The sequence below is a fragment of the Enterobacter sp. ECC_219_Taxon_10 genome, assembly GCF_058354905.1.
In genome coordinates, this window is record NZ_CM178005.1 from 1589554 (window position 1) to 1604590 (window position 15037).

General features: G+C 46.0%; 13 protein-coding genes and 1 pseudogene. 7 read left to right on the forward strand and 7 right to left on the reverse strand.

All coding sequences use genetic code 11. From position 1 onward, the window contains the following. Positions 1–54 precede the first annotated feature (54 nt). Positions 55–606 (forward strand): TetR/AcrR family transcriptional regulator, encoded by a 552-nt coding sequence (locus tag AC4ICF_RS07565; protein ID WP_166710573.1) that lies wholly within the window; start codon positions 55–57, stop codon positions 604–606. Positions 607–627: 21 nt separating this feature from the next. On the opposite strand, the gene arsC is transcribed toward AC4ICF_RS07565, so the two are convergent. Genes arsC through AC4ICF_RS07580 form a run of 3 tightly spaced genes read right to left on the reverse strand, consistent with a single transcriptional unit; the run spans position 628 to position 2722 of the window. Next, positions 628–1059 (reverse strand): glutaredoxin-dependent arsenate reductase, encoded by a 432-nt coding sequence (gene arsC, locus AC4ICF_RS07570; RefSeq protein WP_163330812.1) that lies wholly within the window; start codon positions 1057–1059, stop codon positions 628–630. Positions 1060–1071: 12 nt separating this feature from the next. Further along, positions 1072–2361, reverse strand: a complete 1290-nt coding sequence (locus AC4ICF_RS07575; RefSeq protein ID WP_316380007.1) for an arsenic transporter — start codon at positions 2359–2361, stop codon at positions 1072–1074. A gap of 40 nt (positions 2362–2401) precedes the next feature. Beyond that, positions 2402–2722: a metalloregulator ArsR/SmtB family transcription factor gene (locus tag AC4ICF_RS07580; protein WP_116341066.1), complete on the reverse strand. Its 321-nt coding sequence runs from the start codon at positions 2720–2722 to the stop codon at positions 2402–2404. 741 nt (positions 2723–3463) lie between these two features. Between AC4ICF_RS07580 and AC4ICF_RS07585 the strand changes: the two genes are divergently transcribed. Continuing rightward, positions 3464–5203: a DUF262 domain-containing protein gene (locus tag AC4ICF_RS07585; protein WP_316380008.1), complete on the forward strand. Its 1740-nt coding sequence runs from the start codon at positions 3464–3466 to the stop codon at positions 5201–5203. A gap of 183 nt (positions 5204–5386) precedes the next feature. After that, positions 5387–5594 (forward strand): annotated as a pseudogene (locus AC4ICF_RS07590) (phage late control D family protein); the annotation flags it as partial. Here the strand turns inward: AC4ICF_RS07590 and AC4ICF_RS07595 are convergent. Both AC4ICF_RS07595 and AC4ICF_RS07600 read right to left on the reverse strand, forming a co-directional pair. Beyond that, positions 5594–6202 (reverse strand): GIY-YIG nuclease family protein, encoded by a 609-nt coding sequence (locus AC4ICF_RS07595; protein WP_439209911.1) that lies wholly within the window; start codon positions 6200–6202, stop codon positions 5594–5596. The pseudogene AC4ICF_RS07590 and the gene AC4ICF_RS07595 overlap by 1 nt on opposite strands. A gap of 333 nt (positions 6203–6535) precedes the next feature. Continuing rightward, positions 6536–8221, reverse strand: a complete 1686-nt coding sequence (locus tag AC4ICF_RS07600; RefSeq protein WP_014169303.1) for an aspartate:alanine antiporter — start codon at positions 8219–8221, stop codon at positions 6536–6538. Positions 8222–8500: 279 nt separating this feature from the next. On the opposite strand from AC4ICF_RS07600, the gene AC4ICF_RS07605 reads away from it, so the two are divergent. After that, on the forward strand, positions 8501–8869 hold the full coding sequence (locus AC4ICF_RS07605; RefSeq protein ID WP_116341062.1) for an inner membrane protein YbjM: 369 nt from the start codon (positions 8501–8503) through the stop codon (positions 8867–8869). Between the two features lie 30 nt (positions 8870–8899). Here the strand turns inward: AC4ICF_RS07605 and AC4ICF_RS07610 are convergent, their stop codons facing one another. Continuing rightward, on the reverse strand, positions 8900–9169 hold the full coding sequence (locus tag AC4ICF_RS07610) for a GrxA family glutaredoxin (RefSeq protein ID WP_006809455.1): 270 nt from the start codon (positions 9167–9169) through the stop codon (positions 8900–8902). Between the two features lie 185 nt (positions 9170–9354). Between AC4ICF_RS07610 and nfsA the strand changes: the two genes are divergently transcribed. Together nfsA and AC4ICF_RS07620 are read left to right on the forward strand one after the other, a co-directional pair. After that, complete coding sequence (nfsA, locus tag AC4ICF_RS07615; RefSeq protein WP_316380010.1) at positions 9355–10092, forward strand: oxygen-insensitive NADPH nitroreductase; 738 nt, start codon at positions 9355–9357, stop codon at positions 10090–10092. Positions 10093–10313: 221 nt separating this feature from the next. Then, a complete protein-coding gene (locus AC4ICF_RS07620) occupies positions 10314–12101 on the forward strand; it encodes a DUF7380 domain-containing protein (RefSeq protein WP_316380011.1) in 1788 nt (595 codons plus the stop codon). A gap of 82 nt (positions 12102–12183) precedes the next feature. Here AC4ICF_RS07620 and AC4ICF_RS07625 read toward each other — a convergent pair whose 3' ends face one another. Continuing rightward, positions 12184–13152 carry a DUF2971 domain-containing protein gene (locus AC4ICF_RS07625; RefSeq protein WP_316380012.1) on the reverse strand — a complete coding sequence of 323 codons (969 nt, stop codon included), beginning with the start codon at positions 13150–13152 and terminating at the stop codon, positions 12184–12186. 197 nt (positions 13153–13349) lie between these two features. Here AC4ICF_RS07625 and AC4ICF_RS07630 point away from each other — a divergent pair, with 197 nt between their 5' ends. Next, complete coding sequence (locus AC4ICF_RS07630; RefSeq protein WP_316380013.1) at positions 13350–14582, forward strand: hypothetical protein; 1233 nt, start codon at positions 13350–13352, stop codon at positions 14580–14582. Positions 14583–15037: the final 455 nt, after the last annotated feature.

The following is a 15037-nucleotide window of genomic DNA, read 5'->3' on the forward strand; positions in this document are numbered from 1 at the left end:
GCGACAACACTAGCAAGTTTGTGTACATTTGTACATAAACCACGTGAGGAATTTATGAGCAGACCACCGAACGATCCGCATCGCCGGGAGAAGATCCTGCAGGCCACGCTCGATACCATTGCCGAGCACGGGATTCACGCCGTCACGCACCGTAAAATCGCCACCTGCGCGGGCGTGCCGCTGGGGTCGATGACCTATTATTTCGACGGTATGGAGCCGCTGCTGGAGGAGGCCTTCACATGGTTTACCCGACAGATGTCGCAGCAATACCGGGATTTCTTCTCGGGCGTCACCGGGCCGGAAATGGCGTGCGAATCCATCACCACGCTGATCCACAGCTCGCAGGTGACCACGCCGCACAACATGGCGCTGATGTATCAGCTCTACGCCTTTATGCACCGCAGCGCGGCGCTCAAAACGGTGATGCAGGACTGGATGAAGATGAGCCAGACCACGCTGGAGCAGTGGTTCGACCCGGTCACCACCCGCGCGCTGGATGCGTTTATCGAAGGGATGACGCTGCACTATGTCACCGACCGGGCGCCGTTAACCCGCGAAGAGATCCGGGCGATGGTGGGGAGAATTGCGGGCGAGGGGAACCCTTAGGCATCACTCGCCCTGCCAGTTTTACCTGGGTTCGATTTTGTTCCCGCTGGCGTCCACGACGGCTTCGCCATCCTCTTTCGTAAACGCCCCTTTCTGCGCCTCCGGCAGAATGTCGAGCACGACTTCAGACGGGCGGCACAGGCGGGTACCCAGCGGCGTCACCACGATTGGACGGTTAATCAGGATCGGGTATTGCAGCATAAAATCGATAAGCTGGTCGTCGGTGAAGGTATCTTCGGCAAGGCCGAGCTGTTCATACGGCTCCACGTTTTTACGCAGCAGATCCCGCACCGAAATGCCCATATCGGCAATCAGGGTGGTCAGCTTCTCGCGCGACGGCGGGGTTTCCAGATAGAGGATAATCTCCGGCTCCGTGCCGCTGTTGCGGATCATCTCCAGCGTATTGCGCGACGTGCCGCAGGCGGGGTTGTGATAAATGGTGATGTGGCTCATATCAGTGGCTCATTACAGTGTGAAGGAGAGACGTAGCGCCAGCGCGGCGAGCGTCACAAACAGGACCGGCAGCGTCATGATAATGCCCGTCCGGAAATAGTAGCCCCAGGTAATCGTCATGTTTTTCTGCGCCAGCACGTGGAGCCAGAGCAGGGTGGCGAGGCTACCGATAGGCGTGATTTTCGGCCCCAGATCGCAGCCAATCACGTTGGCGTAAATCATCGCTTCCTTGATCAATCCCGTCGCCGTACTGCCCTCAATGGAGAGCGCGCCAATCAGCACCGTGGGCATATTGTTCATTATGGATGACAGAAACGCGGTGATGAACCCGGTCCCCAGCGTGGTGGCCCACAGTCCGTGTCCGGCCAGGCTATTCAGCACGCCTGTGAGAGAGTCCGTCAGCCCGGCATTGCGCAGGCCATACACCACCAGATACATCCCCAGCGAGAAGATAACAATTTGCCACGGAGCGCCGCGCAGCACTTTTCCGGTGTTTATCGCATGTCCGCGTTTTGCGACAGCGAATAAAATCAGCGCGCCGACGGTGGCGATGGCGCTGACCTGAATGCCGAGAGGTTCAAGCACAAAGAAGCCGACGAGCAGAAGCAGCAGCACGATCCAGCCCGTTCTGAACGTCGGCAGGTCGTGAATGGCCCGCGCGGGCTCCTGAAGTTTCGCCAGGTCATATTCCGGGGGAATTTCCTTGCGGAAGAAGAGATGCAGCATCACCAGCGTTGCGGCAATCGCGGCGATATCTACCGGGATCATCACCGAGGCGTATTCGCTGAACCCCAGATTAAAGAAGTCTGCCGACACGATGTTGACCAGATTGGAGACAATCAGCGGCAGGCTGGCGGTATCAGCGATAAAACCTGCCGCCATCACAAACGCCAGCGTGGCCTGCTTGCTGAACCCCAGCGCCATCAGCATGGCGATAACGATAGGGGTGAGGATCAGCGCCGCACCGTCATTGGCAAACAGCGCCGCCACGGCCGCACCCAGCAGCACAATATAAGTAAACAGCAATCGACCGCGACCGTTTCCCCAGCGGGCAACGTGCAGCGCCGCCCATTCGAAAAAGCCGGACTCATCCAGCAGCAGGCTGATGATGATGACGGCGATAAACGTTGCCGTGGCGTTCCAGACGATATTCCACACCACAGGTATATCGTTAATGTGGATCACTCCGCTTGCCAGTGCCAGCAGAGCGCCAATGGTCGCGCTCCAGCCGATACTGAGCCCCTTTGGCTGCCAAATGACCAGCACCAGCGTAAACAGAAAAATAGCCCCTGCCAGAAACATCTTTTACTCCGTTATATCTGTTTTTGTGAATGTATTGTTATCAGCACGAGCCCGGAAGCCGGTTTTTAAGCTTCATGCGCGTCTCTTCCCGCAGGCAGTTCCAGCTGTTGTCGATAACGGTTGCCGCCCATGCAGGCATGTTGGGAGAGAGACGGTAATGGACCCATTTGCCCTCGCGACGGTCGATCACCAGCCCGGACTCGCGCAGCAGCGCCATATGGCGGGAGACTTTCGGCTGCGACTCGGCGGTCGCGGCGCAGAGATCGCAGACGCACAGTTCGCCGGCTTCACGGAGCAGCATGACGATGGCGAGCCGCGTTTCGTCGGAGAGGGTTTTGAAGAGCTGGAGGGGGTGGAGCATGGGAGTTCCTGCAGGTGTGATTTTTATATGCGATTAATCATATGTGTTTTGATTGCAAGATAGAAGCGGAAGTAGATCTGATGCTGAATGATGGAAGTTCGCCGTTTGGAGCCGGGTTGCGTATAATCTAGAAAACTAGCGTCTGGAAAAGTATGAAATTTGGTGTCAGTGGTGCGGGGAGATGGCATAGCTATTAATCATTGTGTTAGCTGAGTAGAAAACTATTTAATTTTTAAATCATATGGTTAACTTTGCATATGAACAGTAGCATTGGTAGGGAATTGTGAACGATTTTTTTATGGAGTTACTTACTTTGTAGTGGATAGAACTTATGGCCCGGCTGGTCTCTAGCTCAGATTGTATCGATGACGAGAAGGAAATTGCGCTTTTGTGGATGTCAGATCTGACTAGCGACCTTATTACTAAGCTGAATAGATATGGAGTAAGGCACGATGAGAGTGCGCATCAGTGACTTTGCTCCATGGGAAACTCTCTTCCATATGGCATCCCGCGGTTTAAGAAAGCAGTGCATGTCTGTGGTGCGTAGATTAGCATGATCCAAAAAGGATCTCGATGGGTCGCGACCGTCAGGACTGGCGCTCTTTCCGGCCCATCATAAACCTGCATGAAAACCACAACATGAAGCGGCCAAGTGTGGAGGGGGACGAGCGAGCGTTCACGCTTTACACTTCATTAGATTGATGTAATGTATCCTCACATATTCAGAGCGATAGGTGCATAATGGAACTACATGCTTATACACGAACTATTTCAGAATTATTGTCCGTAAACAGAAAATATGTTGTCCCAAGATTTCAGAGAGAATATTCATGGGCTCGGGAGCAAATAAATGAGCTCTGGTATGACGTTATATCTAATATAAAGCCTAATACTGAGAGCGCATACGTTAATAATGAATATTTTATAGGTTCGCTAGTTCTTGTTGGCGATGAAACTGGTCGGGAGATGCAAATAGTCGACGGTCAACAAAGATTGACGACCTTAACAATATTTTTATCAGTATTATGTGAGTGTTTCATAAGTATTGATCAGCGTGGGTTGGCGGAAGCATTATTTGAGAATTACATCGAAGGTAGGGATGATGAAGGGAGGAAATTTTTCAAGTTAATTAATGAAACACCAAAGCCTTTCTTTCAGAAAAATATTCAACATATCGATAAAGCAGAGGAACAGCCTCAATCACAAGAAGAAAGGAATCTTTTAGCTGCCTATAAAGAAATATCAAGTCTTGCGTCAAGGGAAAGGCTGGGTAGATACTTTTCCACCGATCTAACTAACGATGAATGCTATGCAGTTATTTTGAAGTTTGTTCGTGATCAAATCTTAAGATATTTAAAGATTATTTTTATTACGGTAAATGAGGAAGATGAGGCGTATACTATATTTGAAACGCTTAATGCTCGAGGTATGAATTTAAGTTTTGTTGATTTGATTAAGAATAAATTGTTTAAAGCTTTGACTGATGAACATCCAAATGATGATGCAAAAGATAATTGGAAATCGATTCGTACTATTCTAACAGATAGGAATGGTGTGGGTACCATTGAAAGTTTTATGAGGCATTGGTGGGTTTCTAAATATGCATATGTCAGCAATGAGAATCTATATAAATCATTTATAACAAAGTGGCGAAAAGGAGATATAGACCCAGCTGCATTTATTCAAGAGCTAAAAGATGATGCAAGATTATATGTATTAATATCCTCACCTCTTGATAGCGATTTTCCGCAGCAGGAAGATAAACCTCTTTATCAGTCACTAAACGCATTACGACTTTTTAGTGTGACTCAGTGCAAGCCTTTTTTATTGGCATTAATGAAAGCGAAACGTGCGGGTAAACTCAGGCAACGTGATTTGCTTAGAGCTTTGCATACAATTGAAAACTTCCATTTTGTTTTTAATGCTGTTTGCTCTTTACGCCCATCAGGGATCGAAGGTGCTTATTCGAAGGCTGCGAGAGCAATAAATGCTCCCCAATCGACGAAAGTCACAAATGGTGAGGTTATTGAGCAATTATGCACACTACTAAGTAATCGTAAGCCAGAGTTGACAGTCTTCACTGAAAACTTCAGGGATCTGACATTTACTGATGAAAAAAATAAGCAAAAGAAACTCATTCAATATATTTTGAGTAAGTTTGAAATGTCTCGGCATGCTGGTAATGAATATAGGCCGCATTCAATAACCTTAGAGCATGTTTTGCCCCAGAGTAATGGTGGGGGGAAGGAAATTGGTATGATTGGTAACCTTATCCCGTTATCTAAAGAACTAAATGAGCAAGCTGGCGATAAGCCGTTGGAACGCAAGATTCCTATCTATGAGCAGTCTGAGTTTATCCTTACAGAGGAATTTGTTCATGAGCTACAGACTATTTATGGTGGGGAGTGGAACTCCGATAATATCATAAATAGAACGGATAGACTCGCTGGAGAGGCGTATACTAGTCTTTGGAATCACTAAATTAACCCTCTCCAGGCTAACAGGTTTGCTTGGAGAGGGATTAATCAATTGAGTAACTTCTAAAATTAATTACTTCCTCATCGAGCCAAATATTATTTGGCTCGATAGTTACTTGTAGTGGATTTAATTCATTTCTTACAAACACATTTTCTCCCTCCCACAACACCCTAACATTGCTTCAGCATAACCACCGAAGGCAAAGATGTGACGATGGTGATGGACTGGCAACGGATGAGTCTGACGCTGACAGAAAACCGGGATTTTGAAGCGGACCAGCTCGTTTTGGAGTTGGACGAAACGGACGTGATTATTGTGCTGCCGCGTCGGGGATTCAACAAACGCTGGGCTGGAAAGGTCAGTAGCTGTTCCCAAAGAGGGATTTACCATAGACTAGATTGAGCACTGAGCTGCTAAACGCCTTTTAAAACCCCGTTCATCAGCAATTTCCATCATTCTTGCCTCCGTAGCAGCTTGACTACGCATTTCCGAAAGTTTGGATTTAAAGGTGTGAAGATTACCCTGAATATTTAATGGTAGGGGAGTCGATGCGATCAGCGTGTCTTCAAGTTCCCAGGGCGCTTCGACAGGAAGCCAGTGAACTTTAGCATTCTTTTCCATCCAAACATCAAGCCACTGCTCGCCAGCGTGAGTAAATGTCATTCTGGATCCAGAACCCACGCGGCGCAGGGGAAAGCCACTTAAACCACTCAATAACACACCCAGGGTGCGCCTGAGTGTTGAGCCAGCCGCATTGCCGCTGTAATGCGTTTTGATTCGTTTCCTTAAGTTCGAACGGCTGTTAGGTTTCCCTCTCTGGTCGGGCGAAATACCAACATATAGCAGCGTGTAGCCGTCTGAGGCGATGCAGCCCTCGGTCGGCACACCAGGAGGGATTTCCTTAAACCACCAGAAGTAGACGCCATTTACTGGCGGAACTGGCGATGGCTTGCTCATTACTTCCGTTCTGCTGTAGGTTTTCTCGGGATAAAAATTGAACATGCGGCTTTCCTTGCTGACGTTTTTCCTGATTTTATTCTTTTGCTGTCAGGGAGCGATAGTTTTATGAAGTCTGGAAGGAGAAAGTAATGGGATAGGGTTTTTTATCCGGAGCTGACGTCCAACATCAGAAAGTGTGGCTGTAAGCGATTGATTCTGTAAGTGAGGGGATTTCAGGCAACAAAAAACCCATCAACCTTGAACCAAAACGGCGGGGTTGATGGGCTCCACAAATTGGGGACATCAAAGAAAAGCAGTGGCACTAGTTATGACTGCCCCCTGCAAAAAAAGTTCTGCGCGTAACAAAAATTTTTTCATTACGCGCAAACTTAGGAGTTATCCGAGTCCCGGCCAGATGATGATAATCAGCGTACCCGCCAGCGTCAGCAGCACGTTAGCGATAGCGTACGTGCCCGCATACCCCAGCGCCGGGATGTTGCTGCGCGCGGTATCGCTGATGATTTCCATCGCCGGGGCACAGGTACGCGCCCCCATCATCGCCCCGAAGAGCAGGGCGCGGTTCATGCGCAGCACGTAGGCGCCGAACAGGAAGCAGATCACCACCGGCACCAGGCTGACGATAAGGCCGGAAACCAGCATCTGCCAGCCGACGGCGCCCAGGCTGTGGCCGATGCCGCTGCCCGCGCTTAAGCCGACGCCCGCCATAAACACCATCAGACCGAACTCTTTCACCATGTTCAGCGCGCCCTGCGGAATGTAGCCGAAGGTCGGGTGGTTCGCTCGCAGGAAGCCCAGCATGATCCCGGCGAACAGCAGCCCGGCAGCGTTACCGATGCCGAAGCTAAAGTTGCTGAACTGGAAGGTGATCATCCCGATCATCAGGCCAACGATAAAGAAGGCGCAGAAGGCCAGCAGGTCGGTGACCTGGCTGTGAATGGAGATAAAGCCGATGCGGTCGGCAACGGTTTTTACGCGTCGCGCGTCGCCGCTGACCTGCAGAACGTCGCCTTTGTTGAGCACGACGTTGTCGTCGATGGGCATCTCAATCTGACTGCGGATCACGCGGTTGAGGAAGCAGCCGTGGTCGGTCAGCTTAAGCTGCGCCAGGCGGCGGCCCACGGCGTTGTGGTTTTTCACCACGATCTCTTCGGTGACGATACGCATGTCGAGCAGGTCGCGGTCGAACACCTCTTTGCCGTTACGGAAGCTCGGGTCGAGACGAGCATGGGCGTCCGGGTAACCCACCAGCGCGATGTCGTCGCCCATCTGCAGCACCGCGTCGCCGTCCGGGTTCGCCAGAATGCCGTTGCGGCGGATACGTTCGATGTAGCAGCCCGTCTGGCGGTAAATCCCCAGCTCGCGCAGGTTTTTGCCGTCTGCCCATGCCACCAGCTCCGGCCCGACGCGGTAGGCGCGGATCACCGGAAGATAGACTTTACGTTTGGAGTCGGTATCCAGACCGCGCTCGCGGGCGATTTGCTGGGCGCTGGTCTGCAGATCCTGGTGCTGCAGTTTTGGCAGGTAGCGTGCGCCAACGATCAGGCTCACCAGACCAATCAGATAGGTCAGGGCATAGCCGAGGCTCAGGTGGTCGAGGGCGGTAGAGAGCTGCGCGCCCGCCATGCCGGAATGGCGCAGGGTATCACCGGCACCCACGAGCACGGGGGTGGAGGTCATGGAGCCTGCCAGCATACCGGCCGTGAGCCCGATATCCCAGCCAAACAGTTTGCCCAGCCCTAACGCGATCAGCAGCGCGCTGCCGACCATCACCAGCGCCAGCATCAGATAATTTTTGCCGTCGCGGAAGAAAATTGAAAAAAAGTTAGGTCCCGCTTCTACGCCAACGCAAAAAATAAACAGCATAAAACCTAAGTTCAGCGCGTCCGTGTTAATGCTGAAATGCTGCTGGCCTAATAATAAGGAGACGACTAAAACGCCAATGGAATTACCGAGTTGAACCGAACCCAGGCGCAATTTACCCAGGCAAAGACCCAGCGCCAGTACCACAAATAATAACAGGATGTAATTCCCATTTAACAAGTCTGCGACGTTTATATTCACGGAGGCTAACTTCTTGTTTACCAGTAAGTTGTTGAATGAAAGGACTTTTTGGGCTACTGTTTTCTGGGTCAGGGAAAGGCGTTAACGCTCCCTGTTTCCTGTTTTATTCCCTAAAACATTAGCTGGCGTGTAGTTTAATCGCATTAGCTACTGACAGCTACTGATTATCGCATCACCCTGTGCGTACTTTGGCATGGATTGCCGCACTGCTTTATCTGACTGGGCGTCTACCCGACGAATGTGTATTTGATAGAGATAAGTCAGGAGGATAGTTTGAATATGAAACGAAACTGGGCGGGGGTGATCAGCTGTTTTTTGCTGTTCACGGTCGTGTGCATGTCGCTCGCATTTAATGTGAAGGGCGCGTTCAGGGCGTCCGGGCATCCTGAGCTGGGGCTGCTCTTCTTCACGCTGCCGGGTGCTGCCGCCAGTTTTCTCTCCCGCAAAGGGGAGGTGGTGAAACCGCTTCTCGGTGCCATACTCGCAGCGCCGCTGTGTCTGCTGATGATGCGCTTGCTGTATATTTCAACGCGGAGTTTCTGGCAGGAGCTGGCGTGGCTGCTGAGCGCGGTGTTCTGGTGCGCTCTTGGCGCGCTCTGCTACCTGTTTGTGCGCAGTCTGGTTCAGCACCGACGGCACCACAAATAAAAACGCCCTCACGGTGAGGGCGCCTTTTCATTACTGAGCGGCAAACAGGCCCAGATGTTCTTTGGCGTAGGCTTCAAAGTCGGTGCAACCGCCGATGTGTTTCTGATCGAGGAAGATCTGCGGTACGGTTTCAACCGGCTTACCGACGGTTTTTTCCAGATCGGCTTTGGTGATGCCTTCCGCGTGGATGTCCACATAGCGGAAGTTGAAGTCATCGCGCTCTTCGGTCAGTTTCTCAGCCAGCTCTTTCGCGCGAACACAGTAAGGGCACCCTGGACGACCAAAAATTACTGCAAACATTTCTCTCTCCTCAAAAAAACAAGCCTGACGGCGAATGACACGTATAGTGCCCCATAACCCGCCGTCATTAAAGAAGGTTTCGCCTGTCGTTATAATATCTATGAGCTATGTTTCGCCAATTACACCGCGCACATCATTGCCTATACTGGCTGCCATAGGGTTTTAGCAAGATAAAGAGAGAGAAGATGACGCCAACCATAGACCTGCTCCAGTCCCACCGTTCCATTCGCCACTTCACCGATGAGCCGATTACCGAGGCGCAGCGTGCCGCGATTATTGACAGCGCCAGGGCGACCTCCAGCTCCAGCTTCCTGCAGTGCAGTTCGATTATCCGCATTACCGACCCGGACATGCGCGAGCAGCTGGTCACGCTGACCGGCGGGCAGAAGCATGTGGCGCAGGCGGCAGAGTTCTGGGTGTTCTGCGCCGACTTTAACCGCCATCTGCAAATCTGCCCTGAAGCCGAACTGGGGCTGGCCGAACAGCTGCTGCTGGGCGTGGTGGATACTGCGCTGATGGCGCAAAACGCCTTTACGGCGGCAGAATCGCTGGGGTTAGGCGGCGTCTACATCGGCGGCCTGCGTAATAACATCGAAAGCGTGACCGAGCTGCTGAAGCTGCCAAAACATGTGCTGCCGCTGTTCGGCCTGTGCCTCGGCTGGCCTAACAAGTCAATACCCCAATATGAAGAAATTACAAAACCTCGTCTGCCTGCTGATCTGGTCGTACATGAAAACAGCTACCAGCCAGTGAACATGGAACTTCTACACGAGTACGATGAACAACTAGCTGAATACTACATGACACGCGCAACCAACAACCGCCGTGATACGTGGAGTGATCACATCCGTCGAACGATCATCAAAGAGAACCGCCCGTTCATTCTGGACTACCTGCATAAACAAGGATGGGCTACACGCTAAACTTTCTGTGGCGGTGATGATCTCGCCGCCTTAGATGCTTAATGCCGCTTAGTGAAAAGGCCGTGAATGATCACGAACATAACAAAGTCGATTACGTTTTCGTCGGTGCACTAAAGTGAAATAGCTCTCATAATACCGAGCGAAATTCATCCTTTAACTTCCGCTAAGATGAAGCACATCTTATAATATTAGAAATAAAAAATTTTAAGTTAAATAAAAATATGCAACGTAAAATTAATGTTGATGTTATCGAGCGAGTCATACAGATCATTAACAGTTCTGATGTGGAAGCTTATGAAGGTTATGATTTAAAGTTGCACTCATACAAAAACTATGATGTTGATTGCGAAACAACCATAGATTTTTTTACTAATGTTCTTAATGCAAAAATTGATTTACATAAGAGAAACTCAAGCTATATAGATCGTGAAACTGGCAAAGAATTCTCGAAAATCATCCATCCAGAAGATTTAGACTTGATTGAAGATATTGCATCTAAAATCACAATTATGCCACTGCGGGCGCGATTGTTAGATTTTTTATGGCTATATAAAAAAGGGCGGAAAGGAACTTTTGCCTATGAAGCCAGAAAAATCTATGCATCTTTTACAATAGAGACAGACAAATGGTATTCATTAGTCAGAGATAGCTACCAAAGGTGTTTACGACTACCTAAAATTCTAGAAGATGATATTTTTTCAATCGAAGTCGAAAGAAAAGTTCTGAATTGCTTTTTCAATACTACAGATGATTTTTTGTTTTGTGAAATGGCTTCGTTCATAACTAACACTGGCATTGGGACGGAGCTTGCAGAAAAAATCAATAAAAAAATAAGGAAAGAGATTGTAAGATTTAGGAAAACCCAGAATTATCGTAATGCTCTGACATGTTTGGATATATTGCATGAAAGATATAAGGCTGACATTTACTCTGGGGATGGCGATTATCGATGCCAATTAGTTAATATTGCTCAAGCAAGAGTTTTTAACGAAGAAGGTGAACACTATACTGGCTTGATAGCCATAAGCTCATATAAAAATGCCCTGAAACATTATAAAGCTACAAAAATATCCATCAGAGATAAGTTCGGTGTAGTGCAACAAATTGAAAAATTAAAAGCAAATATTCGACTTGAAGGGAAGATTGCTTCAGAATCAATGGTTATAATCAAGTCTGAACCTTACGATATTTCAGACGAAGTCAATAAAGCCATCAACTTTGTAACGAACAAACCTAATATATTGGTTGTTTTAGTCTATTTCTGCTTCGTAACAGGCAATATTTCTAAAAAAAGCTTAGTCGAAAAATGCGTTGATAGCATAAAGCGTCATCCATTGAGTCACATGTTTGATAATACCGTCGTAGATGCTGAAGGTAGGATTGTGGGTTCGTCTGGAGGAGTTGATATTGATGATATAGACCCAAAAAACATCGAAAACTTACTGATACCTCTTACTACGGAATTCTTCCATGATATTTCGTATAAGGTAAACGGGTTCATCATTCCTGCTCTTCATAAAATTATTGAAGAGCATTATGTAGATTACGACTTTATTAAAGGGATATGTGCTAAATGTGCATTTATCTCTCCCAATAAAAAAACGCTTTTTGCTAAAGCTCTGATGTTTGGTATTGAACGGGATTTTGCTACTTCTGTCCATTTATTAGCACCACTTATCGAAGATACGATAAGGAAAATATTATATGATTTTGGAGATTACACAGCGGTTATTGAAAAAAACGCCAAAAGCACAGAGGTTTCAATCAATACTTTATTGAGTAAAGATAGCGCCAAAAAGGTTTTTGACGAAGATTTTCTTTTCGAAATGAAAATGTTATTAACTAATCCTAATGGCTCTAACTTAAGAAATACAGTTGCGCATGGAATGCTTGATGATGACACGTCGCAAGGAATAGATGTCGTTTATTTTTGGTGGAGGATTCTGCGATGGGTTATTCTATCGGTGATAGTAGATAATGATGAGTATATTAGAATTAAAAGTGAGTGAAGAAATTTTACTTATAATTCATTTACACGCTAAACATTCAAGGCGGCGATGTTCTCGCCGCCTCAGAATCTCATAATGGAATCTAAAAATTGGTAGTATTTGAGAGATCCATGAAATCTTGATACACCAGATAATTATTTTTAGGAAAATGGCGCATTGGCATATCTTCTAGCGACAGGGGTACTCTTCCCAGTTCAAAAGAATCATTACTCAACACCATCTCGTAAAATGCTAAATCAACGCCTCTACCTGATAACGCTTGCATCACTGAATATTTTGCAGAATCTTTGAACCGCAAACCGAAGGTAATATCACTCAGCCTGAACGGATTATCTTGTAATCCTTGCTCAAGGATCACGCGATGTTCTTTTTCATAACACCATTGTGGGGCTTTACTCAATAACACAACTTCATCAATTGCTTTCTTCGCGCTTTTCCTAATTGATTCGGTTGAACCAAACAGCATATCGTAAATCTGTTGTGTCGTAATAAAACGAGAACCGCCATAGTTCAAAGCATAAATATCATAAAAACCATTGTCAGATACATCGTACCCAATACAGAATCCTTTATGTTGATCTGCATAGTGCGACCACATCAACGGACAATCATAATTTTGTGCTAATGATAGAACACCACTAGTATAATTAGTCATTAGATTTTTTTTGATTAGTTCGAGCATATCATTAAGCACGAACACTATATCTTCATCGAAGATTAACAAGAAATCATCAATACCTGATAATACTTGAGCTGCTTCGTGCTCGCCTATTAATTCGATCTTTTCAAGTGTTCGCGGCCCAGTGTATTTTATTTTAGATGCCGCTTCAGTTAGCTCTTTTTTCGTGTTGTCGATTATCAATCTCTTTAGAATATCTTTCAACACATCAACATCATGAATGTTGTCTTTAATTGAAGGGTTGCAATCTAAAGGATCATTGAAGCTGTTAGGGTTAGCGAAATATAGTTGATCACTAACAAGCAAATCTAAGCTGTCAACACTAAAACTTTTATACTTGTAAAGGTGTATTGGAATATTAGAGGGCATCATTTATAACTCTGTGTGGATCGTGATACATTTTCATATCAATCATTTCGACAAACAATACTTTCAATGATGATTCTCGATTGATAGTGTGACGAAGATCAACGAAAGTAGTTATCGGCTTGTGATTTTAGTACTGCTCCAATCAAAAAGGGTGCTATACAGCGTGCTAACCAATTGATGTTTAAATGATGGAGATAATAATGATCAAAAAACCTTGGGAAAGAAGATTAAAAGATCTTGCACATGTACTTACTAGCTGTACGCAAACATACTTTGATCCTGAACTCTTCCGGTTAAATCTTAATCAATTCCTTACCACATCTAGGACAGTAACATTTATTATCCAAAAAAATAAGAAGGAAATTGCTGGTTACGAATCATGGTATAAGCTAAATGTTGTTGATCAATGGCGTGATGATCAATTGATGACTTGGGCTAAAGACTCTCGTAATGTTATTGAAAAAGAGGGTGATTTAGATATGTATAGTGATGCTAAAGCAACACTTATCTTTTCGTACATTGAAGAGCAAGATATTGCCATCTCAACAAAACGTGAATTGCTTGGGATCGGAGTTAAAAAACTTGTTCGTTTAGCTCAAAAAAAATTCCCTTCTGCCGTGTCTGATTCAGCTGTAATAAAATCAGAACGCCGATGGGTTGCAAACACCCTTGAAGACTATGAGCTTTTACATGCTTTGAATATTATTTATAGCCGTATGTATGAATGTTGTAAGTCACTTGGGAATTTATTAGGTAATCCAATCGGTGATGATATTACCACCCCGTCATCATTTGATTCACTTCGCAATGAAAAAAGGCATGTTAGTTATTTTAAATTAAATGACTATTCAACTGGCAAAGTATCAATTAATTCAACGCGGTATGATGAAGGCTTGATTCCGGATAGCGTTAAAGAAAAAGTTAGCTTAATTGAAGATATTGGTACTATTAATTGTATCGATGATCTTGTTAAACATATTTCAAAGCTTGTTGAAATCAATTTCAATACATATGGACATCTTGTACAGACAATGTTCCTTTTTGACAGGGAGTATCGTGTTATTGATATCTTAAGTACACACTTCGATGATCAATCCGATAAGTATATATTTTGGCGGGTCGCGGCAGATCGGGCTAAGATGATGGACGCCTTTGGGTTAGCTTGGGCTTCAGAATTGTGGCTAAGAAAACAAGATGTTAAATCGAATGGTTTTGTCCGTAACATGCCAATAATTGGTGAAAGATTACAGGTGGTTGGTATTGATGCTAAAAATAATCAGAAAACTATCAATTGGAATATTTTAAGAGAAACAGAAGAAAGCCAGCCGTCATTAGAGTTAATTGAAACAGATAAAGATAATGAAGGAAAGGGCTATTTTATGCGTCCAGTTTTAAAAGCCATAGGCGCTGATATCAGTATGTTAAACAGTTAATACGAAAGTTTAATATGATAAATTAACAGAGATTTATGTTCGCTGATATGATGTATCTCTAATGAGATACATCATATCATGTAAAGTGGCAATTTCTTAAGTGGGTTCTGTCAAACCAAAAAGGTACTCTCGAAAACTTGATCAACTGCGTACTTTCAAACGCTCGATCTTTTACGTGTATGTGAAGTTTTGAATCCTGTCCTGTTTCATCGTTGGAAGCTATCAATAAATAATTTCTGTGAGAATGTAACACTTAGTTCACTTCTTCCGCGATTGTTCACAATTCCCGCAAATATTTTTTCTCATAAATACCAGTACAGAATTACGTAAACAGAGAGAAAAAATTACGTGGAATACTCAACAAAAAGCACGATTGCGAAGCGGTACGGTTTCGACATGAAAAGCGTTACTACGTGGCTGAACGAACGGGGCGCGGATTCGCTGGTGTTCTGACA

What these genes read in the sequence shown, in the direction of transcription:
- AC4ICF_RS07575 (WP_316380007.1), bottom strand. Translation starts at nt 2,361, where the DNA reads ATGTTTCTGGCAGGGGCTATTTTTCTGTTTACGCTGGTGCTGGTCATT.
- AC4ICF_RS07625 (WP_316380012.1), bottom strand. Translation starts at nt 13,152, where the DNA reads ATGATGCCCTCTAATATTCCAATACACCTTTACAAGTATAAAAGTTTT.
- AC4ICF_RS07620 (WP_316380011.1), top strand. Translation starts at nt 10,314, where the DNA reads ATGCAACGTAAAATTAATGTTGATGTTATCGAGCGAGTCATACAGATC.
- AC4ICF_RS07605 (WP_116341062.1), top strand. Translation starts at nt 8,501, where the DNA reads ATGAAACGAAACTGGGCGGGGGTGATCAGCTGTTTTTTGCTGTTCACG.
- arsC (WP_163330812.1), bottom strand. Translation starts at nt 1,059, where the DNA reads ATGAGCCACATCACCATTTATCACAACCCCGCCTGCGGCACGTCGCGC.
- AC4ICF_RS07595 (WP_439209911.1), bottom strand. Translation starts at nt 6,202, where the DNA reads ATGTTCAATTTTTATCCCGAGAAAACCTACAGCAGAACGGAAGTAATG.
- AC4ICF_RS07610 (WP_006809455.1), bottom strand. Translation starts at nt 9,169, where the DNA reads ATGTTTGCAGTAATTTTTGGTCGTCCAGGGTGCCCTTACTGTGTTCGC.
- nfsA (WP_316380010.1), top strand. Translation starts at nt 9,355, where the DNA reads ATGACGCCAACCATAGACCTGCTCCAGTCCCACCGTTCCATTCGCCAC.
- AC4ICF_RS07630 (WP_316380013.1), top strand. Translation starts at nt 13,350, where the DNA reads ATGATCAAAAAACCTTGGGAAAGAAGATTAAAAGATCTTGCACATGTA.
- AC4ICF_RS07580 (WP_116341066.1), bottom strand. Translation starts at nt 2,722, where the DNA reads ATGCTCCACCCCCTCCAGCTCTTCAAAACCCTCTCCGACGAAACGCGG.
- AC4ICF_RS07565 (WP_166710573.1), top strand. Translation starts at nt 55, where the DNA reads ATGAGCAGACCACCGAACGATCCGCATCGCCGGGAGAAGATCCTGCAG.
- AC4ICF_RS07585 (WP_316380008.1), top strand. Translation starts at nt 3,464, where the DNA reads ATGGAACTACATGCTTATACACGAACTATTTCAGAATTATTGTCCGTA.